This window comes from Nostoc sp. WHI (assembly GCF_015714725.1).
Taxonomy (GTDB): domain Bacteria; phylum Cyanobacteriota; class Cyanobacteriia; order Cyanobacteriales; family Nostocaceae; genus Nostoc.
Genome location: NZ_WBKM01000144.1, coordinates 1 through 21737, shown reverse-complemented (window position 1 = coordinate 21737; position 21737 = coordinate 1). Strand labels below are relative to the sequence as shown.

General features: G+C 40.8%; 19 protein-coding genes and 1 pseudogene. 10 read left to right on the top strand and 10 right to left on the bottom strand.

Features of this window, described 5'->3' with window-relative positions:
- Positions 1 to 13 precede the first annotated feature (13 nt).
- Together aroA and F8S12_RS14215 are read right to left on the bottom strand one after the other, a co-directional pair.
- Entirely contained in the window at positions 14 to 1294 is a 1281-nt protein-coding gene (gene aroA, locus F8S12_RS14220; RefSeq protein ID WP_196516908.1) for a 3-phosphoshikimate 1-carboxyvinyltransferase, read from the bottom strand.
- 66 nt (positions 1295 to 1360) lie between these two features.
- A complete protein-coding gene (locus F8S12_RS14215) occupies positions 1361 to 2662 on the bottom strand; it encodes an RNA-guided endonuclease InsQ/TnpB family protein (RefSeq protein ID WP_196516955.1) in 1302 nt (433 codons plus the stop codon).
- 102 nt (positions 2663 to 2764) lie between these two features.
- Here F8S12_RS14215 and tnpA point away from each other — a divergent pair, with 102 nt between their 5' ends.
- Positions 2765 to 3172 (top strand): IS200/IS605 family transposase, encoded by a 408-nt coding sequence (tnpA, locus tag F8S12_RS14210; RefSeq protein ID WP_196516907.1) that lies wholly within the window; start codon positions 2765 to 2767, stop codon positions 3170 to 3172.
- Between the two features lie 162 nt (positions 3173 to 3334).
- Here tnpA and F8S12_RS14205 read toward each other — a convergent pair whose 3' ends face one another.
- Complete coding sequence (locus tag F8S12_RS14205) at positions 3335 to 5014, bottom strand: RluA family pseudouridine synthase (RefSeq protein ID WP_196516906.1); 1680 nt, start codon at positions 5012 to 5014, stop codon at positions 3335 to 3337.
- A gap of 57 nt (positions 5015 to 5071) precedes the next feature.
- On the opposite strand from F8S12_RS14205, the gene F8S12_RS14200 reads away from it, so the two are divergent.
- Positions 5072 to 5281, top strand: a complete 210-nt coding sequence (locus F8S12_RS14200; RefSeq protein ID WP_196516905.1) for a DUF433 domain-containing protein — start codon at positions 5072 to 5074, stop codon at positions 5279 to 5281.
- Positions 5282 to 5919: 638 nt separating this feature from the next.
- Here the strand turns inward: F8S12_RS14200 and F8S12_RS14195 are convergent.
- The 3 genes from F8S12_RS14195 to F8S12_RS14185 all read right to left on the bottom strand — a co-directional run bounded on the left by F8S12_RS14195 (position 5920) and on the right by F8S12_RS14185 (position 10120).
- Positions 5920 to 7242: a hypothetical protein gene (locus F8S12_RS14195; RefSeq protein WP_196516904.1), complete on the bottom strand. Its 1323-nt coding sequence runs from the start codon at positions 7240 to 7242 to the stop codon at positions 5920 to 5922.
- Between the two features lie 92 nt (positions 7243 to 7334).
- Positions 7335 to 8603 carry a glycoside hydrolase family 10 protein gene (locus F8S12_RS14190; RefSeq protein WP_196516903.1) on the bottom strand — a complete coding sequence of 423 codons (1269 nt, stop codon included), beginning with the start codon at positions 8601 to 8603 and terminating at the stop codon, positions 7335 to 7337.
- A gap of 482 nt (positions 8604 to 9085) precedes the next feature.
- Positions 9086 to 10120, bottom strand: a complete 1035-nt coding sequence (locus F8S12_RS14185; RefSeq protein ID WP_442946802.1) for a DNA cytosine methyltransferase — start codon at positions 10118 to 10120, stop codon at positions 9086 to 9088.
- Between the two features lie 243 nt (positions 10121 to 10363).
- Here F8S12_RS14185 and bchI point away from each other — a divergent pair, with 243 nt between their 5' ends.
- Both bchI and F8S12_RS14175 read left to right on the top strand, forming a co-directional pair.
- The gene (gene bchI / locus F8S12_RS14180; RefSeq protein WP_196516902.1) at positions 10364 to 11488 is read left to right on the top strand and encodes a magnesium chelatase ATPase subunit I; all 1125 of its coding nucleotides are present in this window, start codon (positions 10364 to 10366) and stop codon (positions 11486 to 11488) included.
- A 92-nt stretch (positions 11489 to 11580) separates the two neighbouring features.
- Entirely contained in the window at positions 11581 to 11880 is a 300-nt protein-coding gene (locus F8S12_RS14175) for a hypothetical protein (RefSeq protein WP_196516901.1), read from the top strand.
- Positions 11881 to 11962: 82 nt separating this feature from the next.
- Here the strand turns inward: F8S12_RS14175 and F8S12_RS14170 are convergent, their stop codons facing one another.
- The gene (locus F8S12_RS14170; RefSeq protein ID WP_196516900.1) at positions 11963 to 13051 is read right to left on the bottom strand and encodes a nucleotidyltransferase domain-containing protein; all 1089 of its coding nucleotides are present in this window, start codon (positions 13049 to 13051) and stop codon (positions 11963 to 11965) included.
- Positions 13052 to 13229: 178 nt separating this feature from the next.
- On the bottom strand, positions 13230 to 13463 hold the full coding sequence (locus F8S12_RS14165) for a Nif11-like leader peptide family natural product precursor (protein ID WP_196516899.1): 234 nt from the start codon (positions 13461 to 13463) through the stop codon (positions 13230 to 13232).
- A 441-nt stretch (positions 13464 to 13904) separates the two neighbouring features.
- On the opposite strand from F8S12_RS14165, the gene rplU reads away from it, so the two are divergent.
- The 3 genes and pseudogenes from rplU to F8S12_RS40590 form a co-directional block, all read left to right on the top strand.
- Positions 13905 to 14312 carry a 50S ribosomal protein L21 gene (gene rplU, locus F8S12_RS14160; RefSeq protein WP_196516898.1) on the top strand — a complete coding sequence of 136 codons (408 nt, stop codon included), beginning with the start codon at positions 13905 to 13907 and terminating at the stop codon, positions 14310 to 14312.
- Positions 14313 to 14346: 34 nt separating this feature from the next.
- Positions 14347 to 14628 carry a 50S ribosomal protein L27 gene (gene rpmA / locus F8S12_RS14155; RefSeq protein ID WP_196516897.1) on the top strand — a complete coding sequence of 94 codons (282 nt, stop codon included), beginning with the start codon at positions 14347 to 14349 and terminating at the stop codon, positions 14626 to 14628.
- Between the two features lie 62 nt (positions 14629 to 14690).
- A pseudogene (locus F8S12_RS40590) lies at positions 14691 to 15000 on the top strand (hypothetical protein); the annotation flags it as partial.
- 141 nt (positions 15001 to 15141) lie between these two features.
- Here the strand turns inward: F8S12_RS40590 and F8S12_RS14150 are convergent.
- Entirely contained in the window at positions 15142 to 17004 is a 1863-nt protein-coding gene (locus F8S12_RS14150; RefSeq protein ID WP_196516896.1) for a DNA cytosine methyltransferase, read from the bottom strand.
- Positions 17005 to 17173: 169 nt separating this feature from the next.
- On the opposite strand from F8S12_RS14150, the gene F8S12_RS14145 reads away from it, so the two are divergent.
- Together F8S12_RS14145 and F8S12_RS14140 are read left to right on the top strand one after the other, a co-directional pair.
- A complete protein-coding gene (locus F8S12_RS14145; RefSeq protein WP_196516895.1) occupies positions 17174 to 17596 on the top strand; it encodes a DoxX family protein in 423 nt (140 codons plus the stop codon).
- A gap of 76 nt (positions 17597 to 17672) precedes the next feature.
- On the top strand, positions 17673 to 18227 hold the full coding sequence (locus F8S12_RS14140; protein WP_196516894.1) for a DUF2808 domain-containing protein: 555 nt from the start codon (positions 17673 to 17675) through the stop codon (positions 18225 to 18227).
- Between the two features lie 53 nt (positions 18228 to 18280).
- On the opposite strand, the gene F8S12_RS14135 is transcribed toward F8S12_RS14140, so the two are convergent.
- Entirely contained in the window at positions 18281 to 20125 is a 1845-nt protein-coding gene (locus F8S12_RS14135) for a tetratricopeptide repeat protein (protein ID WP_196516893.1), read from the bottom strand.
- 549 nt (positions 20126 to 20674) lie between these two features.
- Between F8S12_RS14135 and F8S12_RS14130 the strand changes: the two genes are divergently transcribed.
- Entirely contained in the window at positions 20675 to 21694 is a 1020-nt protein-coding gene (locus F8S12_RS14130) for an ABC transporter ATP-binding protein (RefSeq protein ID WP_196516892.1), read from the top strand.
- Positions 21695 to 21737: the final 43 nt, after the last annotated feature.

Below are 21737 nucleotides of genomic sequence, written 5' to 3'. Positions count from 1 at the left end.
GTTAAATCACCTTTTATTGTTCTAACATTTGAAAAAATCGGGTAAAGTAATCTGGAAAGGTTTTCGCTGTACAACCGGGGTCTTTAATTACAATCCCCGGAACTTTTAAGCCAGTGACAGAAAAGGCCATTGCCATGCGATGATCATGATAAGTTTCGATCGCAGCTGGAGTAATGGGGCCAGGCTCAATCTTGAGTCTATCGGCAAATTCTTCAACCTGGACTCCTAAGCGCCGCAACTCGGTAACAACCGCGTGAATACGGTCGGTTTCTTTATAGCGAATATGTTCCACATTGCGAATGGTAACAGGTGAACTGGCAAAGGGGGCGATCGCTCCTAAAGTTTGTACCAAATCTGACATATCGTTCATATCAATATCGATACCCAGCAATTGCTCTGGCCCTGTTACTTCGGTGTAATCATCGGATTCATGAATTTGGCAACCCATCTGTTCTAAGACATCGAGCCAAAGAATATCACCTTGACAGGATTGTTTGGTCAAATGCTTAACCCGCACCCGTCCACCAGTGACGGCGGCGGCGGCAAAAAAGTAAGAAGCATTTGACGCATCAGGTTCTATTGTGTAATGACGAGCCTGGTAACGCTGACCTGCTTTAATTTGAAATTGATTTTCACCGATTTCAATCACCTCTACGCCAAAATCTGCCATCAGGCGACAAGTCATTTTGATGTAAGACTGAGAAACCAGCGTACCCTCAACTTCAATAATTGTGTCTTGTTGAGCATAAGGCGCAATCATCAGTAATGCCGAAAGTTGCTGACTTGTTTGGTTGGCTTGCAAACGAAAATTTCCCCCAGAAAACTGCCCACCGTAGATGGTGTAAGGCATAAACCCAGGATTTCCCTCGAAGTTAACGGTTATTCCGCTTGTTTGCAGCACCGTCAGCAAATCACCCATCGGTCTTTCTCGCATCCGAGGAACACCGTCTAGGCGATATTCACCGTTACCCAATGCCACCAGCGCCGAGATAAACCTTGCTGCTGTACCTGCTAAACCCACAAATAAATCTGCTTGCTTCGCTGGAATTTCGCCTCCCCTTCCTGCCACTTGAATCTGAGCCAGATGAGGATTTAGAGTAATGGGAATGCCCAATTGCTCTAAACATTTAGCAAAATAATCGCTGTCGTCACTAAATAAGGCATTTTCTAAAATAGAGTTGCCTTGCGCCAAAGCAGCAACGAGTAACGCCCGATTGGTAATACTTTTAGAACCAGGAATCTCTACCGTGGCATCTATTGGGCGATTCAAAGGAGGGATTGCAATAGTATCCACTTAAAACCTCTATATAAGTGTTTAGCTACAATTCACTTATGTTCTCATATTTTGACACTCTCAGGTCTAAAGACACTGAGATTCTGCGGACAGAGTAAACTTAGGTAGCATCCAAAGTCTAACTCTCGCTGCGGTCGTCAAGACCCGCCTACCCAGTAAGCCTAAGTCTAGGCTTAGATTGCTGGCTACTTTTCGCAAAATATTCGCGCTGCCGTTCAAATCTGCATTTACAATTGAACCATTTGCTGACTGATACAGACCTCTTTTAATCCGCTTACCAGATGCTTTCCACCCAATAGGTTTTTGACCATATTTGGGTAGGGAGTCTCCATCTAGAAAGCTAGCTTTTGACGTGTAGGCTTCCTCGGTTTCAATAAATCTAATGCCGTGCAAATCACACAGTTGTTTCAATCGGTCTTTCAATTTACCCAAAGGCATTTGAACAAACTTCTGATTGTTCACTCTACCCATATTGGCATTAGACTTAAAACCCTCGTTCCACCCAAGTACTAAAGTACCAACGCCATATTTAAGGCAGTGGTCAATAATTAATCTTGCTGCTTTGTTAATCCCGTCCCGCATCTGGTGATTACGTTTACGGGTTACACGGTCTAACCAATTGTCCCAATAGCAAGATGGTTTACCCTCCTTACGTGTTGATACTTTCTTATTCCATAGCTGATTCATCGCCTTCATTGCACGGGCATCAATCAACAGGGAATTACCCAATGTATCAACACAAGCAGCTAAATTATCAGCAGTCCCAAGGTCAATAGACAACGCCTGATTTGTATCTAGATCGTGCTTTTGTTTGGCGACTTCGTAGGACATCTCAAGATAAAAAGCACCATTCTTAGGTAGAATCGTAAACTCTTTAACCTTTGAGTAGTCAATGTTTGACGGCATTGGCAGAAAGAACTCAGACACACCAAACCAACGCCTAACTGTCAACCCCAGAGAAAACCTAAGTTGTCCATTAACTAATGTTGGTTTTTGACCTCCTGAGTTTGGATAGGCGACTTTGAATAACTTTAACCCTTTTAGATAATTAGGTGGTTTCGGCCTGAAATGTAGTTCACCTTTTAAATACAAATCTCTCAATTCTTTGAAAGACTTGAACGCCTCTGTAACTGACATTAGAGTTTGTTGCATTGGCGTAGAAGGCAGAGATTGAGCAAGCATTGACTTTGCAATTGATGGCTCAAATGCTAAATCAAATTTGCCTGTCAACAGTTTATTTGTTTTAAAAAAAGTTTGTCGTGCAAAATAAATCCCTGTATTGTAAAGCTTGCCTGATTGCTCGCAGAGATATTCTAATAGCGCTTTCGTCTCATTCCTTGGGAACAACAAAACTTGTTGCACACCCATGCTTTTGTTAGGTTTTGCCACTATTTGCACCTACAAGATTAGTTGCTTTGCATATAGTAATTGATTATAGTAGATAAATTAATACATATCTACTAATCTAGGATGCTCACTCAGCAAGATTATAATACTCATAACCATGTCAAGTACTTGATTAACTATCATTTTGTGTTTATCCCTAAACGGCGAAAGAAAGTTTTAGTAGGTGAAGTGACAACTAAAATTAGACAGATATTTGCTGAATTAGCTATAGAGAAAAATTGGGATATTCTCGCTTTAGAAATAGCTCCTGACCACGTTCACTTGTTTGTTAGCGTCAAGCCTACAGATACTCCACATTTAGTAGTTAAGGCTTTTAAAGGACGCTCTAGCTATTTGCTGAGAAAAGAATTCCCTGCTCTTTTAAAACTTCCTTCATTATGGACAAGTAGTTATTTTGTGAGTACTGCTGGTAACATAAGCAGTGAGGCGGTTAGAAAGTATATTGAAGATCCTCACCATGCCTCAAATTAAGAAAAAAATACTACTGCGACTAAAGGAGCCACTGCGTTGCGCGGGTTAAGAGCGTTGTAGCAAGTGGCGTTCGCCCGTGCCGCTTCCCTCTCAGGTCTGAAGACGCTGAGTTTCCCGCATCCCGCGTATTCCTATGAGTGGGGAGTGGGGAAGGTTATATCGTCAAAATTGCGTTTCTGAGTGGATGTGAAGAGTTTCGCCTGTCTGTGGATGCTCAAAACGAAGTTCTCTAGCGTGCAGATGTAACCGACTTGCTTCTGCACAGCATCCATAAAAGCGATCGCCTAAAATAGTTACCCCAAGTCCTCGCGCATCAGCTGCATGAACCCTTAATTGATGAGTGCGTCCTGTTAGCGGTATAAATTCTATGCGGGTGTAGTCTCCTCCTTCTCTCGCCATTACCCGGAAGTGTGTCAAGCTGGGTTTACCGCGCTGCCAATCAACTTTTTGCTCAGGGCGATTTTGCGGATCTCCCCACAATGGCAGATCAATTGTACCTTGGTCAACTGTCGCAGCCCCGCCAAGTATGGCTTCATAAACCTTGTGAATCTGCCGTTGCTGAAACTGTTGGCTGAGTTGTCGATGGGTTTGGCGATCGCGTGCCAATAACAAAATACCAGAAGTTTCCTGATCCAGGCGATGCACAGATGCAAGCGCCATGCCATCGGGTAACAGATGACGTAAGCGACTCAAAACACTATCTTGGCGATCGCGGTAACGGCCAGGCACCGAAAGCAGCCCAGCAGGTTTGTTTACAGCAATCAGCCATTCATCTTGATAAAGAATGGGGATCTCTTCCTTGGAAAAATCTTTATTAATGATTGAAATAGGTTTCAACCCTGAGAGCAAAAACCCCATCAACGGCTGACATCGCTCGGCACAGGCTCCATAAAATTCTCCCGGTATTTTGTCCTGATTTATCGAAGACGCTCCCCACCAAAATTCTGCCATTGCCAGTGGTTTGAGGTTATGCGTTGCCGCATAATGGAGCAGTTTTGGGGCACAACAATCTCCAGTGCCAGTGGGCAAGCCTTCTGGCATCAATTGCTGCAACGATTGCGATCGCCCGGAAAAATTAGTCAGGCTGTAGCTAGCGTGCATCTGAGCTTGTAATTGACGAGATAATATTTTACGCTGTTGTTTCAGTTCGCTAATTCGCGCCTCTGTAGCTGTAATTAACTGCTGGAGGGGCTGTAATACTGCATTTTGCTGGCGTTTAAGTTGTCGTCGCTCAAGTCCCTGCTGACGGCTTTCTTCATCGAGTTGTTCAAGGGAAAGAGTTAGTGCTTCTCCAGTAAAAGTATTGCAGATTTGCTGACGTTTTTCCTGTCGTTGATGTTTGCAATGACGATGGCGATCGCTCATTTCTTGCAATTGCTGCTCAAACTCATGACATAAGGTTTCATACTGCTGGCGTTCGTTCAGTTGTTTCAAAGTAAGGAGTTCTTGCTTGATCGCGTCCAACTGTGCCAAAGTGCTGGCTTCCTCTAAAGCAACTCCGTCTCTTCCCGGAATTGGTGGTATCCAGCCTTCAACTACGCTGCAACCATTCAAAAGACCGGAGAAGGCTTTGAGTACCCGTTGTTCGCCATTGGATAGTTCAACTAATAATACTCCATACATCTTACCTTCACGAGAATAACAGTCATTGTTAGCAAGGTGTTGCATGAGTCCGTGGGCGATCGCTTCGGACATTGCATTGCGGGGTAATTTTAGGCGATGTCTACGACGGGCTGCGCCTACGCCCCTTTGAGGACAACACCCTTCATAGTAATAGCTGGGGGATGAATTTCTGATAGCATTGCAGTCTATGAAATCTGAAAGCGAATGCATAATTACCATAAAATATGACTTCTTCTTTCGCTATTATTAACGTAAGGTAACAATCGCTGCTGACTCATGAACTACCACGAAATTATCACAATCGAACCTGGCAAACGCAGTGGTAAACCATGCATTCGAGGAATGCGAATCATGGTATATGACATTTTGGAATATCTTGCTAGCGGCATGACAGAAGCAGAGATTTTGTCAGACTTTTCTGAACTCACTTCCGAAGATATCAAAGGTTGCATTGCCTTTGCCGCAGATTGTGAGAAAAAGTTATAAAAACACTCGTTGAAAACCCTTGAGTAACAGGCGCTATGCGCCGTATTACGTACTTTAGGCTGCGTGATGAAAACGGTTTGAGGTGTTTACGCTTTACTTCGCGTTCTGGTAAAATTGGTTTTAACAGGAACGGTAATCAACCTGTATAAAAACCTAAATGCCTAGCGGCTTTTCTGTTCCTTGACTCTTGTTGATATGGGGTTCTATTCCATAGTTCTAGTTCCTGCCCAGGAATAGGTAAAATCTTCTCTGCGAGACGCTTTGCGAACATGGGGACTAGGCGATCAGAATTTCAATCAAACAAATTTTGGAATCATCCAACTACCGAGGGGCACTCGGAAAGTTAACGCTTGAGGAGAGAACCACAAGGAGGCTTAGATACCGCAAGGGGTCTAATCTAAGTGGACTCGTTGAATCAAGAATCCCCGCACCTTCAGGTCGGGGAGTGTCAATTGTAGCATCCCTGTAAACTGATTTTAGACAAAAATCTTTCGTAACTCTTCAACCTCTAAAATTGTACAAATTTTGCGAAACCATTACACCACAATTAATCAGTTTGGGGACACCGAACAAGAAAGTATTCTGGTGTTGACTTGAGGATTAATTGCAAGTCTATGCACCAGATGACTCTCCAGTATTTAGCTAGGAGGACTCGATAAATCGCTCTCCGGTGGCTTGTCTTGTTCTGGTATAATCTGGTTTTCAAATGATTCTGGGGACGTAGAGCCAATCGGCTCGGTTGGCATACCATGATGCTCTTGCCCTCTAAGTCCAAGATATGTGGCGGCACTGATTCCTTGTAGTGTCAGAAGTGTATCATCAAATTCCGGCATCGCCAGATTTTTAATCACCTCCCAAACAAAGAAGAGTCCGATCGCAGATGTCCAGATGAATGTTTGAAACCTTTGAAAATTGACTCCATTAATATCCGACAATATATCGTTCAAGAAACCTTGAGAAATCCGTTTACTACCTTTTTTGTTTTTCTCATTACCATGCCCATCAATTAACGAAGTACCAAATGCCGTTACAGAATTAATTCCTAGTAAAATTAGTGATTGTCCAGTCAAAACATTGGTGTAATCTCCTGTCATACCGTAGATCATTAGGTAAGCAGCAAAAATTAGAAATGTCCAGAAAGCAAGTTGAGATATTGATAGGCTGAATGGATTTCTATTCAATTCTTTTGAACCAAGAAAAATCCGAGCAATTTGCCATTGGCGTTTTTCTCGTTTAATACCAATCTCTTTTGGTATCAACATTTCCTCACCACCGATTACTTCTTTTCTAGAGTAAACCCCTTCTATTCCAGGGCTACGTAGACTGTCTCGACCATACCTAATAAATATCAAGACAATAGCTATAACTAAAAGAAAGCACAGCCAAAATCGCCACGAAAATAGAACTATTTTTAATTGAGGAGGTGACAGAGGATCGCTTACCGGAATCGCTAATTTACCAGGACAGCCTACCCCAACTATCGTATTAATACTGGGTTTGATTGTTCCACCAAGCAACGCATTCCATGCAGTTTCAGACGAGTCGGTACGTTCAAGTCGAAAGGCTAACCAATTATTATCAAGAATTTGCTTTTGATTTTCACCCTGAACCATGACGCTGATTGGTTCTGCGTGGACATCCTGTAGCTGATAGCCATTCAGGTACAACACTAATTGGCGAGGATCAAATGAACTACCTTGAGGCGTTGCACTTGTGGCTGCTGTTGATAATTCTTCAACTCTCACCCTGATGCGATCGCCCATTTTAACTTGGTTACGACCATTGTCGGCAATGGCTTGTTGAGTTTTGAGAGTAGGAGGCACTGAACAAATTCGAGGCGATGCAAAATTCACAAAAGGGACATCTGAAGTATCTTGAGCGATCGCAGCAAAGTTGATAGAAACAACCAACAGAAACACTAACAGAAAAATAGCAGTAAATTTTTTACCATTTTTATACATCGAACGGAATTCCTAAGTGATTACTATGTCGGTAGTTCTACCATACTTGAGTAATTCCGTATATTAAAAAACTTGTCTGAAAAAGAGAAAAGTTATTCAATTCTGGCGCGGAGTGCGGGAGATGGAAAGAAAGTTGCAAATCCAGCCTGCCGCTCATTTAAAGGTTCTGGGGCATCGTTCCAAAGGCTCTCATAATAAAAGAAGGTTACGCCTAGACCGCGTTCTTGGGTAGCCCGCACCTGAGACTTAATTTGCTGCATGGAAACTGGATTATTTCGTAACCCTGTCATAATGCCAATTCCAGTTGGAATTATTTGTTGCGCTTCTCGAATTTCTGGGCGGGAAATATTTGCCACAAAACTTTGCAAATTCGGACGATAAATTTGCACAATTAACTCGTCCACAACATTTTGTCGCATCCAACTCAGCCAGTCTTGTAACTGAAACTTGTAAGCAAAATCATAATAATTAGGAGCAACGGAGAAAATCACCTGGGGCTTTCTCTGCTTCACCGCTTGGTTAAGTTGTACCATGAACGCCGTAAGTTTATCTGCCCGCCACTTTACCCATGCCGCATCTTGGGGATTCTTTGGGGGAGGATTATTAGTTTCTTGAGTGTACAAGGCAACTGTATATTGATCATAGCCAAATTCATAGGGCAAACTCATGTGATCGTCAAACTGAATACCGTCGGCATCATATTGGGTGACAGTTTCCAGCACGAGATTGGTAATGAACCGTTGCACTTCTGGATGGAAGGGATTGAGCCACATAACCTCACCCCCTGCACCGATGGAAGTTTGACTACCATCCCGCTTTTGTGTAAACCAATCTGGATAATTTAGTGCCAGTTCTGACGTTGGGGGAGCCATGAACCCAAACTCAAACCAAGGAATTACCAGCAGTCCTTTGCGATGGGCTTGGGTAATGAGGTCTGCAAGAATATCATGCCCATCTAAACCTCTGTAGACAAAAGGTTGAATACCTGCACGTTGTGCCAAAGCACTGGGATACATTACATAGCCAGAATTCCAAACCACAGGATAAATTGTATTGAAGTTCAACCGTTGTAATTGACTCACAGCATCCTGGACTTTGGCGCGATTCTTGAGGATGTCAAAATCATTATTAGTCATCCAAACCCCGCGAATTTCCTGACGGGGTAACTGTGCGATCGCGCTAGGAGTAAAGCTGTCCACCAGCAATACAGTAATAAACGATATTAAAATAAGAAGCGGAAAAAAAGACTTGAGCAATTGCCGCCAACTTGAAACAAGAAAAAGTGATTTCATAGATTTAAATGATGCATTAACTACCCACACACGCCATTGTTCGCTTTTATGATTGAATCTACTAACCATATAGTCTACAAGTATTTATGCTTATTGCAAGAGTGATGAATTGGTAGTTATTCGTTCCCTGCTTATGGAACTTTTGCACCAGAAAAACTAAAACAGACTTAGCAGAGTTATAAGATGCTTGACGTAGTTATTAGTCATTAGTGTCCAATAGACTTTGGTATTGGGAATGAGGCTTTGGGCATTGGTTATACTCCATCTCCCTTTTGGACTTCCAAAAAATAAAATCACCAGGATATGGGAATGATAATGATTTATGCAGAAAGTTGAGCTAAGAACTTAATGTACAACTTTGATAAATATGAGTTAAACTAATGACTAAAGTAAAAACACTTTGGGAGATTTAATCTATTACATTGAATCTCCCATTTTATTTTAATAACTGATCTCTAACTTTTTTTAGCTAATTATATTAGCAATACTATTATAAGCACAGAATTTGAAAAAAATTTATGGCGCGGCGAAGTTGTGATTTATTATGATAACTAATGTTCAATTTGTTTATTTAAACTTAATTCTGAAACATAAGTTTTTTCTATAATTATTATAGATTTATTTAAATTATCTTTAATATACTCAAGTAGACTTTGAGCAACATACTCTGCAAGCTTGACTGGAACAGCGTTTCCGATCATTTGTTCCAAGTCTGTTTTTGTCCCCCCAAAAATAAATGTTTCAGGAAAAGTCTGCAAATAGCTTCTTTCAATTGTAGTCAAAGGGCGCAATTTTTCTGTAACGCCGACTGGATCTTTAGGGTGTTTATTATAAGTTTTAGGAATAGGACGATTAACTCCTCTTACTGTTGGGCTGGGTTCATCAATACTAAAAATTCCTCTTCTTTGGTAACTTCTTGGATGTCTGTAGTAATATTGAATTTCTAATTTATTTTCCAGATAATCTCTAACAGTCATTGGTTTATCTGCTAACCTTTTTTTCAGGTAAGGTTCTAGACTTTCGTCTTTTCCTTGTAACTCTCCCAAGCAAAAAAACCTTTTTCGCTTTTGAGGTACACCACACAGACTAGCATCCAAAATTATTTCACTTAAACCATATCCAGCAGCTTTCAAGATTTGTCTAGTCTCTTTATATTTATTGCTTTTACGAAATAGTTCTACGTTCTCTATCACAAACCACTGAGGAAGAACACTTGTAACTATCTCAGAAAATACAATACTTAAATCCCCTCTTCCTAAATCTTCATCACGTTTGCCGGCACTAGAAAAGTCTTGGCACGGGGGGCCACCAATAATAATGTTAGGACGCATTTCTCTAAAAATTTGATAATTTCTTCTCAAATTACTAAGATCGTAATCAAAAATTTCATGGCTAAAGTTTTTTTGATAAACATCTATAGCTGGTTTCCAATTATCAAATGCTGCTACAATATTAAATCCAGCATTTTGAAAGCCTAAAGATAACCCTCCACAACCTGCAAAAAGGTCTAAAACTGTAAGTGAAGAGCTTTTTATTTCATCTTCAGATTTTTTTTTCATACCTCTATATATTTTTAAACTTTTCATCAAATATCTCTGGATTACTTAGAATAATACGATCAAATCTTTTCTCAGGACTTAAGTAATTTTAAGTGATTTTGCAGCGACACTAAATTATGTATATATTATCTTTCATCAACTAAATGATTATTATTTTAATACTTAAAGAGGATGTTTTAAATAATACTTTTAAAATTACTAAGCTATTTCACACCCTACCTGTGTAACAATAGAAAACTGTAATAAAAAAAATATTGTTAAGGTAATTTAGTGAGTCCAACTGCTCAATCCACGGCAAATACGCGTCGCGTGGTATTTCCTTTTACGGCAATTGTGGGACAGGAAGAAATGAAACTGGCGCTGCTATTGAACGTGATTGATCCCAAAATTGGTGGTGTAATGATCATGGGCGATCGCGGCACCGGGAAATCCACAACTATCCGGGCACTGGCGGATCTACTGCCAGAAATCTCCGTGGTTGCCAATGACCCTTTCAGTAGTGATCCTAGCGACCCCGATTTGATGAGCGATGAAGTCCGCCAACTATTAGAACAAGGGGCAGAAATTCCTGTTGCTCAGAAAAAAGTCCAAATGGTAGACCTGCCACTAGGAGCCACAGAAGACCGAGTTTGCGGCACAATCGACATCGAAAAAGCTTTATCTGAAGGTGTCAAAGCTTTTGAACCGGGACTGCTGGCAAAAGCTAACCGGGGCATTCTCTACGTGGATGAAGTCAACTTACTTGATGACCACCTTGTAGATGTGCTACTCGATTCTGCTGCTAGTGGATGGAACACTGTAGAACGAGAAGGTATTTCTATCCGTCACCCAGCGCGTTTTGTTCTTGTAGGTTCTGGAAACCCAGAAGAAGGAGAATTGCGTCCCCAACTGCTCGATCGCTTTGGGATGCACGCAGAAATTCACACAGTAAAAGAACCGATCTTGCGGGTGCAAATTGTGGAACAACGGGCGAATTTTGACCAAAATCCGCCAGTATTTCTCGAAAATTACAAAACCCAGCAAGAAGCATTGCAAGAGCAAATTGTCAATGCTCAACAGCTTTTGCCAGAAGTGAAAATTGACTATGATCTGCGGGTGAAAATTTCTGAAGTCTGCTCAGAACTGGATGTAGATGGTTTGCGTGGTGACATTGTTAGTAACCGCGCCGCCAAAGCCTTAACAGCGTATGAAGGACGCACTGAAGTTACAGTTGATGATATCCATCGCGTGATTACGCTATGCTTGCGTCACAGACTGCGGAAAGACCCCTTAGAATCGATTGATTCTGGCTACAAAGTTGCCAAAGCTTTTAGTCGCGTCTTTGGCGTCGAACTACCAGAAGATGCTAATACACAAAAAAACGGCACAAGTCAAAAATTAGGGGCTAGGGGTTAATTAATTTTGGATTTTAGATTTTGGATTTTGAATTGAAGAAAAAATCCAAAATCGGCAGAGTATAACTCAGCACTCTTTACTCAACACTGACTATGAGATTTTGGTCTTTTTGGTTTAACAGCTTTGTTCTATCTAGCCAATACAACCCGCCCCGGTTTGTAGAATTATTGATGCTCTTATTAGCGATCGCTATGCTGGCAATAGCCAGTATTTTACCCGATAGACCGTACTTCATCTTAGGCTTGAGCTTAGTAGTTGGGGCATCTATTTCCATCTTAGTGCGGGAAGCGATCGCCCCCTCACCTCAAACGCGAATTACCCAACTAACAGCATCTCTATTACTCATCATCAGCCTCTATGGCTTTGCTGACTTAATAATATACACTTTCTAAAATTAGTTATGAGTGCTGAATTATGATTTATTAACTCCTAACTCATGTACAGACGCGATTAATCGCGTCTCTCCTTTTGCATTTACCAATTCTGCATTTCCACCAATTCCATACACAACTCATTAATTTGCTCCAAATCAGGTTTGTGAGGTAGGGCAGATTGTTCGTAAACAATTTCCATTTCGGCAACCAAATCTTCTGCCATTTTCATCACCTGCTCATAAGAATACTCACCCTTTAAAATGGCTTTTAAATCCTCAAAATCGCCAGCTATTCGTCTATCTACAATCACTTCACCTCGCCGCAATATTTCTACTCCACTGCGTAACAATCTAATGCAGTGCATCCCATGTTTGAGGTCAAAACCCGACTTTCTTTCCATTTCTGCCCTAGCCGGATTTCTATTCTCCTGCCAAGATAAGTAAGCCTTCCATTCTCTTAAAGCTATTTGATAACTTTGACTTTTCTGAAGTAGGCGGATAAAATCTTTACGGCTATTGCTTAACTTTTGGGTATATTCCAAAGTTTCATCGGGTAAAGTATATTGTTTTAACACTCCTTTAAAATCAATATCTGCCGTCAGCAATTGGTATAATTGTTCAGCTTCTTCCAAAAACTCAATCCGTCCTCTGATTAAGTTATAAAGATACTCCAAGAAAGCATTTAGTTCATCTTTGCTGAGGGGTGCTTCGTCTTCTATGGCGAAATCAGATGGTATTGGTTTTTTTTGCGGTGGCTTCAACAACCATTTACGATGAGTTTCCATCTTTTTGATTTGGGCAAAGGCATAACCAGTGTAAGTATGTTTTACCTTCTTACTCAGAAATAGCTGTTTATGATTAATTAAATGTTGTCCTACTGCGCTTAAAAAAGGATAGTTATTTAACCAAAGCAATTCTAAAACATTGGGATTCGCGCCCGCTAATAACTGGAGGATTTTTCTTAATTCATATATAACTGTGTCTTTGTTACTATCCAGGAATGGAAATATTCCTAGTTCATCCCAACCAGCATCTTTTTGTTCTATACGATCAAATCCCAAATAGTACCTTTTGGGTGCAATAAACACTCCCCGATAATCAAAGTCTGAATCAGGGCGATTTAAACCATAGCCGTGGCTACCTGCCAAACCAATTAAAATAGTTCTTTGTTCAACTTCTATTCTTTGCATATCACCCAATTAAAATATAGCCATCCTAACTCATAAGTTAAACAGGTAGGGATATGGGAAGCAGAGTTGCTTAGTTTAACAGAAATGCCCCTAAAGGAGATAATGCAACGGTATCCCCTTGAAGAGCAAAACTTGTCAATTCAGTTGTTCCTATACTTTCGGTTTCCTAGAACAGAAATTATCTAGGATTAAGGTGGCGTCTAGTCCCCCATCCTGGATTGACAATGGCGGCTAAATCTTCTTCAGACAATTTGCTGATTTCACTGTCCAGTTCTTCGGCAGTAAAGTAATAGCCACGCTCTTGAGCAATCTGGATGAAGGTATTTGGATCAGCTGTTGCTTTGAGTCTTTGCTGTAATGCTTGGTCTTGTTTTACAGCTTGAAAAAGTCGAGTAGCATTTTGCTGTGTCATGACAGTCTATCTCCTATTTTACATATCAGGTTTGAATGTAGTAATTTGACTGCTGTGGATTCACTAAATTCTGTGAAAACTTTTACATCAAGCGCGTAAATCTAATTTTAAAACAAAGAATAAAAATGTGTGGATTTTGACAAGAAAATATAAGTTTTAGTCTAAATATTTCTGCTAGTTTGTAAAAGTCATTCCTAAGATAGAAGCAGTATTTAATTAAAAAGTATTGATTCTGAATTCTAAATGCACTTTACATTTTTTGGATGGGTGATCGACCTTGGCAAAATAAAAGCTTGACTTAACACCTGTTAATAAAATACAATTTTAGATTGTCTGTCTAATTCCTGCTCGGATCAGGTAGACATATTGCAAAAGCTGGCAAAAGCGTCTCCACAGGAGATAAAAACCAGCTACCTGTACGGCAACCTCAAGGACAATTCCATGACCTACGCAATTATTGAAACTGGCGGCAAACAAATACGAGTAGAGCCAGGACGGTTTTATGACATTGAACTGCTTACGACCGAACCAGATGAAAAAGTTACAATAGATTCCGTATTACTCGTGCAGCACGACGGCGAAGTCACCATAGGACAGCCACTAGTGACAAATGCGACTGTAGAAGGGACTGTAATGCGACATTTTAGGGGTCGTAAAGTCCTGGTATACAAAATGAAGCCGAAAAAGAAAACTCGTAAAAAGCGGGGGCATCGTCAGGAAATTACCAGACTTATGATTGACTCCATCACCCTTAATGGTGCAGTGTTTGCTGCCCAAGGAGCAACAGAGCAAGAAGTTCCCGTTGCAGATGAGACTCCTGCCGAAGAATTTGAAATCGCTGTTGAATAATAAAGAAGTAGATACAAGATAAATAGAGGAAATCATGGCTCACAAGAAAGGAACAGGTAGTACACGCAACGGTCGTGATTCTAACGCCCAACGTCTGGGTGTTAAGCGTTATGGCGGTCAAGCTGTGCGTGCAGGAAACATTCTCGTGCGTCAGCGCGGCACCAAATTTCACCCTGGTAACAACGTCGGTATTGGTAGCGATGACACACTATTTGCCTTAATCGACGGTGTTGTAACGTTTGAGAGAAAGGGCAAAACCCGTAAAAAAGTTAGTGTTTACTTACCCGTAGTCGCTGCTGAGGCAGTAGCAAGTTAGAGTACTAGGGTGAGTACTGTTACTCACCCTATTCGTTAGTAACGAGAGGGATATAACGGTTGACAGTGATTAGTTTAAATTCCCAAGCTTTTTTATTTTTAAATCAATGTCGTCAAATTGAAACACAGGTAAAAGAAAATAGTTCTATTGATTTTTCTAATCATAAACAATAAAGTTGGATGAAAGAATACTTTAAATAATCTTCGTCTAATCCTCCAACCACTCCTACTATTTTGGTTGATTTATCCCTGGATAAAGATTTTCTCTAATTCCGATTTATTGATTGGATTCAATCATTTAATTAGTGCAATCAATTTAAACCCTTTTATCCTTGCTGCTATGAATGCGGCTGTTTTATTCATACTGCCTTAAGTGAATAAGAGAGATAATGGCGCTCTTTTTGAGCAAGACTAGCTGGCGTGTGTGCATTAGAACTTCGCTCTCTCGCTGAGTTCTAAATATTACTTTTATCACCAAGGATATATTTATAAAAGCTGCTCGACTATCTTTAACTTAACTTTTCCACTTTACTGAAACCTGTTTATTTATATTGATAGTAAATGGATAGCAGCAACGGAAGTATCCTGGTGGAATTGTTTTATTTGTTTCATGAACTCTAACATCAAAACGCAATTCTCTCAAGTCACGAACAACTTCAGCTAAATCAAAGCTTTCGTCTGAAGCGTAGATATTTTTTAACAATTCTTCTGGCAGTACTTTTTTTGTAGATTCAAATTTGCTGAATTCTTTAATAAACCGTATCAGAAAAGAAGATGTTTTATTAAAAACATCCAAATTAAGCGTGAAAGTTGGATGAGGCTCTGTAAAATGTCCATAAACATCCATCATGGTTTTATATCCTGAACTCCGACTTAAACAATCTTCAATTGCATCCCAAGCTATCGGTATATCTTTATCTGAGTCTGATAGTAGTGTACAGATAATCTTTTTTAGACCATCACCAATTGGATGATCAAATTTAACTTGATATTGTAATAAAGGCGGATTTATAAAACTTTCGTTTTGGTAATGTGAGACAGAAATTGAGCATATTTCTCCAGCACGTTGAAAGTGGAATTTATAGATATTTCCAGTTTGGATAAGAGCAAGTTGCGTTATCTTAATCCTAGATTTTGGAGATAAGTAGTGGAACAAAATACTATCATCATAATTAACTAAATTGCACAAAACTTGTTTTTTATTTACTGAGTAAGATTCAGATGGAGAGTCTAACAAGTTCAAGTGGAGATATTCAGTATTATTCAAGCGCTTAACTCTTGTGGATTTAGCTCGCTGCGACTTGCGAGCATCAAAAGATAATTGCTCTTCTTCCTCAAGTAAATCCATATCTAAATCACTTGCAAATAATTGTTGTAAAACAGCCATTGCTAGTTTTTCTGCAAACTTAGGCGGAACAGAATTACCTATCTGCTTAAGAATTGTGTTTAGACTCCCAGCAAATTCATAATCATCTGGAAAGGTTTGTAAACGTTTGAATTCCTGTAAAGTAAACTTGCGATTTTTCCAGTGAAAAGGGCCTGAATATGCACCAATTTGTGCTACGATTGTCCTCACTGGTTTATCTGGATCAGCCTTATACAGAAAATCAGAGAATCTTGAACGCCAAGCAAAGATTGGGTTTGGATATCCCATTTCTTTAGTAAAGTAGTGATAATTCATGCCAGGAAGCACTTCCGTTAAAAGTTTTCCATATTTACCTGAATATTGGTGTTCCGTTTCGGAGGGATCTTGTAGATCAACTATTGCTTCTAACGCACTAATATGAGAATGATTATTAGGTGAGTCTGAACCATATATTGGTCTAGGAAACTTGAATTTACCATCCTGCATACCAACCAAAATTAAGCGTTCTCTGTGTTGGGGAACTCCATAATCTGCACAATCAAGAACACGATAGTAAAGTTTGTATCCAATATTTTCAAAGGCATTGATTATAACTTGCCAATCTTTTCCTTTATTAGCACTTAAGATTCCCCTAACATTTTCAAATAGAAATCCCTTCGGTTTGTAATACTTAAGTAGGCGACAATAATGCTCAAATAAACTTCCTCTTTCATCTTGAATTCCACCTATACCTCCTGCACGTCTTCCAATAGCTGAGAAACTTTGGCAGGGTGGGCTACCAATGATAAAATCAACTTTATTAAGAGAAATTTCACTCGGTTGTAAATATCGAATATCCCGGTGTAAAACTTGGCAATTATGTTTTGAATATCGACCTAAATTTAATTCTAGAGTTTTACAAAATATTTCTTCTTTTTCAACACAAGCTGCTATTTTAAACCCAGCTTTTTGAAAGCCAATATCAAGTCCGCCTGCTCCTGAAAAAAGAGATAGTGTTATTGGTTGATACATTTTAGTTAGTATTTCATAATCTAATTATATTTATGAGATAGTTTTAAATAATCAAGTATTATACTATGAAGAAGATGCATAGGATTTTTCTCCCTATTGACTCAAGGCAAATTAACATTTAGCAATCAAACTGAAGTAATAGGGGCAAGTATATAATGAGGCAAAACCTATGAACAAATATAAAGAAATCTTACGTGTCGTTCTTGCTATATCCATCATTGTGGTTGGAGTGACACACTTTCTGACTCCAGAACCATTTGTCAAAATTGTGCCACCACAACTTCCTTATCCTTTAGAATTAGTTTATCTGAGTGGCTTTTATGAAATTTTGGGGGGTATCGGATTATTAGTGCCACCTGTAAGTCAAGCTGCTGCTTGGGGACTTATTGCTCTTTTTATTGCGGTTTTCCCTGCCAATATCAACATGGCGGTTAATCATATTAAGCTAGAAAATATACCAGACTCTCCTTGGATACACGTAGTCAGACTTCCCTTTCAAGCTGTTTTAATTGCTTGGGCTTGGTGGTACACGAAATCTTCGGATTGGGAAAAACAAGCTTCTATCATTCCCAAGTCAATCATTTCCAGATAACTAGAAGACGCGATTTATCGCATCTCTACAGTGAGGGCTTTGAACTTATCTGAACTGTATTTATCTATATTCAACTATGCGCGTTGCAACTTTGTTTGGGATAACACTTTCGTTAGCAATAGGCATTGGCGGAGTTGCCATTCCGGTGACTCAAGCAGTGCAACTTAGAGATGGCACAGTCTACTTTGTTCAACCGCCGAAACTCGTCAGCGCGACGACTACTTACGAAAATGTGAATGTTTGGGGCGCAATTTACTATTTCACTATCAACGTGCCGGAAAATGCTGGAGAATCCCTCCAGAAGGTAACAATTACTCAGAAAGAGGGAGCAGAAAACATCCGCTACGATCTTAATGATACCCGCGCTTTTGTGGGAACACGCGATCGCCAAGAATTCCGGCTGACACTAGGCGCAGTCACAAGCGATCGCAAAACACAGACGGTTACTGTAAACTTTGAACCGCCTTTAACTCCAGGACAGACAGTTACAATTGCCCTCCGTCCCCTGAGTAATCCCAGCATTTCTGGTGTTTACTTACTAGGTGTCACAGCGTTCCCGGTGGGTGAGAAATCCCACGGGCAATTTCTTGGCTTTGGACGGTTGCAGTTCTACAGCAATAGCAGCTGGTGATTTCCATAGGAGCATTACTAATTCGTAATTCGTAATCATCTGATTAGAGCTTGTTACATATCTTGCTTGTATTCTTCTAACAATTGCGGGATGTGATCATACCCATCCATACCGATAACTGCAATCATTTTAGAGCGATGTTGCTGTAATAAGTTATGAAAAGCTTCTGCCCCTATTTGTCCCTGTAAAATTGTCAGTAACCCTGCTGGTTGTCGCCATTCACGAGAAGCAATTTGCTCTAAAAGATACATTCCCAAGCAGCCAGTGTAAATAGTTTTTTCAGAATTTTGTAGATGATAATAAGCTTCTGCCAAATAAGCTAAGTTTCGCCCTTGGAGATACAAATCACCGGAAACTTGTGCTGTTTTAAAACCATCTTCGAGATATTTAATTGCCGTTTGGTGTTGTCCAATTACTAAATAGGCAATTCCTAAGCTGCTGACACATAAGGCTTTACTTTGAATATCGCCTAATTTTTCGGATAATTTTAAACCTTGTTCTAAATAGTTAATTGCGGCTTCATAGGTTTCTGGTTCTATTTGTTCTAGTTCCTGAGCTTGCATAACTTCGCTGTAACCTAAATTTACCAGCGCGTTTGCCTCTCCTGTCTGATCGCCTGCTTGCCGACTCAATATTAATGCTCGTTGACTGTAGTTAATCGCCTCAGCATAATTTTGCTGTTGGACGTAGGTGCGGCTGAGGTGGTTGAGATTGGCAATTTCACAGGGGCGATCGCCTGCCCTCCTAGCTATCTCTAACGCTTGCTGATGAAAATCAAGCGATCGCTGATATTGTCCTAAAGCACGTTGAGAATAGCCCAAAAGTGTTAAAATTCGGGCCTTTTCCTGGGTTCCTTCGCCTCTTTGTAGTGGTTCATCCAGATAATCTAGGGCATCTCGTAAATAAGTGCCGGTAAAAGAGGCAAAAATCCCGCCGTAAAAGGGAAAATATGGCCGCTGGGCAAAGGTTCGCAAAATCTGAAGCATAATTTGAGAACAGGCATCACTGTACCTTACTCCAATACTCTGAAAACCACTTGCTAACTGACTCCAAATCACTGCAAAGGTCAAGAAAGTGGAAATGGACAACTTTGGCCCCGCCTTAACATCGTAAGCTTGTTGGTCAAACCAGTTAATTAGCCCCCGTTGCAAATACTGTAAAATCAATGCCATTTCTACCCAGTCTCTCAGGGTGATACCCCGTTGTCGCTGGGCAAAATCAATTGCCGATTCTTCCATAGCCAAGGTGCGAAGCAATGCTTTGGGTAACTCACTATTGAGTTGCTTCGCCCAACTTGCCCAAGGGCCACGTTCTCCCGGTACGCCACCAAATCCCAAAGATTCTTTTTGCTCGTACATCCAACTGAGCAAGTTGTCTTGCAATCGCTGCCAAGAAGCTAAACCACGGGTAATACCTTCGGAAAATTGTTGTAAATCAGAATCTACCTGAGCAAATTGCTGTAATGCTTTTGACAATTGCTGTAGCTGTTGTGAATTTAGCGGATACTTCTGATTGGGGTCAGTAACCCGTAAAAATGCCGCCAGACGCTCATCTGCCGAGGCTGTGGTAATTTCTGTAACTGCTCCCGCGATCGCTTCTGTGGCTTTGTTTTGCTCTTGCCAACGTTGCCATTGACTTTGGATAGTCTTAATGGCTCTCAAACTTCGAGTCGCTTTAGCTGTTTTGAATTCGTCTTTTTCGCTATCTACTTGGCTTTGGAGGGCATTCAAGCGATCGCTCAAAACTAGCTCAAACACTTCCCCTGTACCGGAAGTGATTCCTTTAAGCAGCATTTGATACACCATATCAACAGAGCTAATTTTGCCCTTGAGGGTGGTTTCGACAATTTCATCGATTAAGGCAAGATAGCGATCGCGCAATGGCAGAGATTCTGACACTTTGGCTATTAGAGAACGTCACATCAATTCTAATTCTAGTCCTCGCAGGGGGGCAGCAAGAAAGATTATTTGAGAATCAGGACTTATGCACTGAAAACTTGATCCCTCAAGACGCCAGCGAATAACCCGCCGAATTAGCGATCGCACGGGTACGCAGACGTGTAGAAAGTGGCGGTCACAACATCCCTGAAGAGACTATTCGCCGTCGCTACGAACGCGGACGCAGCAACCTAATCAACTTATATTTACCTGTGTGTGATACTTGGATCAAAGCCTCCACCCAACCTACAATTTTTTTGCAACTACAATTTTTTTGCAACATTTTAGCCTTGCCACGCCACTACATTACGCAGTAACTTTAAAAGATTTGTGTGTACACGGTAGATTTCTTTGTAGGGAAGGGGGCTGAAGAGTTAAATTTGAGTAAAATTTGCACCCGGCATGACTTGGTTCCTTTTGAATTTTGAATTGCTTAATCTTTCCTTGCTCTGCACCTAATACAATAAAGATAGACTTTATTGAGATTTATATAGTTGGGGATAAGCTGTCATGGCTCCCGCCGTTTTAATTCAAAATCTGCAAAAACGCTACGGCACGGTGGTTGCCGTCCAGGATGTTTCCTTTGAGGTAGAATCAGGAGAAATCTTTGGTTTACTAGGCCCCAATGGTGCTGGTAAAACTACCACTTTGCGTGCCTTGTGTACACTGACCACACCGGATGCTGGCAAAATCGAAGTATCTGGTATTTCTGTGTTGGATAATCCCAAACTAGCAAGACAACGACTAGGCTATGTAGCTCAGGAAGTTGCTATAGATAAGGTGCTGACTGGAAAAGAACTGCTGCAATTACAAGCAGCACTTTATCACCTCCCAGGCGCGATCGCCAAACAGCGGATTGAAACGGTATTAGATTTACTCGGTTTGCAAGAATACGCGAATAAAAAAACAGGCACCTACTCTGGCGGTTTACGCAAGCGTCTAGACTTGGCTGCTGGGTTGCTCCATTCACCGGATGTTTTGGTATTGGATGAGCCAACCGTAGGACTTGACATAGAAACCCGGTTTGTAGTTTGGGATTTCCTGCGAAAATTACGCGCCTCTGGAACGACGGTAGTAATTACCAGCCATTACTTAGAAGAAATTGACGCACTAGCCGATCGCGTGGCAATTATAGATCGTGGCATCGTGATTGCAAAGGGTACACCTTCACAATTGAAAGATCAAGTAGGGGGCGATCGCATTACCTTGCGAATCCGCGAGTTTTCCCCCATTGAGGAAGCCGAAAAAGCTAAGAACGTGTTGCAACCTTTGCCATTTGTGCAAGAAGTAATCATCAACAGCGCTCAAGGTAATTCTCTCAACTTAGTGGTAACACCTCAGAATGATGTTCTGATTAACGTACAGCAAGCTTTAAATGCTGCTGACTTGCCAATATTTGGCATTGCCCAATCTCGCCCTAGTCTCGATGACGTTTACCTCGCCGCTACAGGACGCACACTGATGGATGCAGAACTAGCAGCCGTTGCAACTCGCGATTCCAAAGCTGAGAAAAAGCAGAATATGAGATAGGGAGTAGGGAGTAGGGAGTAGGGAGTAGGGAGTAGTAAAAAAT

Bases quoted from the DNA above. Each gene is read 5' to 3' on its own strand.
- F8S12_RS14185 (WP_442946802.1), bottom strand. From the start codon at position 10,120: ATGAAAAGTTTAAAAATATATAGAGGTATGAAAAAAAAATCTGAAGAT.
- rpmA (WP_196516897.1), top strand. From the start codon at position 14,347: ATGGCTCACAAGAAAGGAACAGGTAGTACACGCAACGGTCGTGATTCT.
- F8S12_RS14190 (WP_196516903.1), bottom strand. From the start codon at position 8,603: ATGGTTAGTAGATTCAATCATAAAAGCGAACAATGGCGTGTGTGGGTA.
- F8S12_RS14140 (WP_196516894.1), top strand. From the start codon at position 17,673: ATGCGCGTTGCAACTTTGTTTGGGATAACACTTTCGTTAGCAATAGGC.
- F8S12_RS14195 (WP_196516904.1), bottom strand. From the start codon at position 7,242: ATGTATAAAAATGGTAAAAAATTTACTGCTATTTTTCTGTTAGTGTTT.
- F8S12_RS14200 (WP_196516905.1), top strand. From the start codon at position 5,072: ATGAACTACCACGAAATTATCACAATCGAACCTGGCAAACGCAGTGGT.
- F8S12_RS14170 (WP_196516900.1), bottom strand. From the start codon at position 13,051: ATGCAAAGAATAGAAGTTGAACAAAGAACTATTTTAATTGGTTTGGCA.
- rplU (WP_196516898.1), top strand. From the start codon at position 13,905: ATGACCTACGCAATTATTGAAACTGGCGGCAAACAAATACGAGTAGAG.
- F8S12_RS14205 (WP_196516906.1), bottom strand. From the start codon at position 5,014: ATGGTAATTATGCATTCGCTTTCAGATTTCATAGACTGCAATGCTATC.
- F8S12_RS14165 (WP_196516899.1), bottom strand. From the start codon at position 13,463: ATGACACAGCAAAATGCTACTCGACTTTTTCAAGCTGTAAAACAAGAC.
- F8S12_RS14175 (WP_196516901.1), top strand. From the start codon at position 11,581: ATGAGATTTTGGTCTTTTTGGTTTAACAGCTTTGTTCTATCTAGCCAA.
- F8S12_RS14150 (WP_196516896.1), bottom strand. From the start codon at position 17,004: ATGTATCAACCAATAACACTATCTCTTTTTTCAGGAGCAGGCGGACTT.
- F8S12_RS14145 (WP_196516895.1), top strand. From the start codon at position 17,174: ATGAACAAATATAAAGAAATCTTACGTGTCGTTCTTGCTATATCCATC.
- F8S12_RS14215 (WP_196516955.1), bottom strand. From the start codon at position 2,662: ATGGGTGTGCAACAAGTTTTGTTGTTCCCAAGGAATGAGACGAAAGCG.
- F8S12_RS14130 (WP_196516892.1), top strand. From the start codon at position 20,675: ATGGCTCCCGCCGTTTTAATTCAAAATCTGCAAAAACGCTACGGCACG.
- tnpA (WP_196516907.1), top strand. From the start codon at position 2,765: ATGCTCACTCAGCAAGATTATAATACTCATAACCATGTCAAGTACTTG.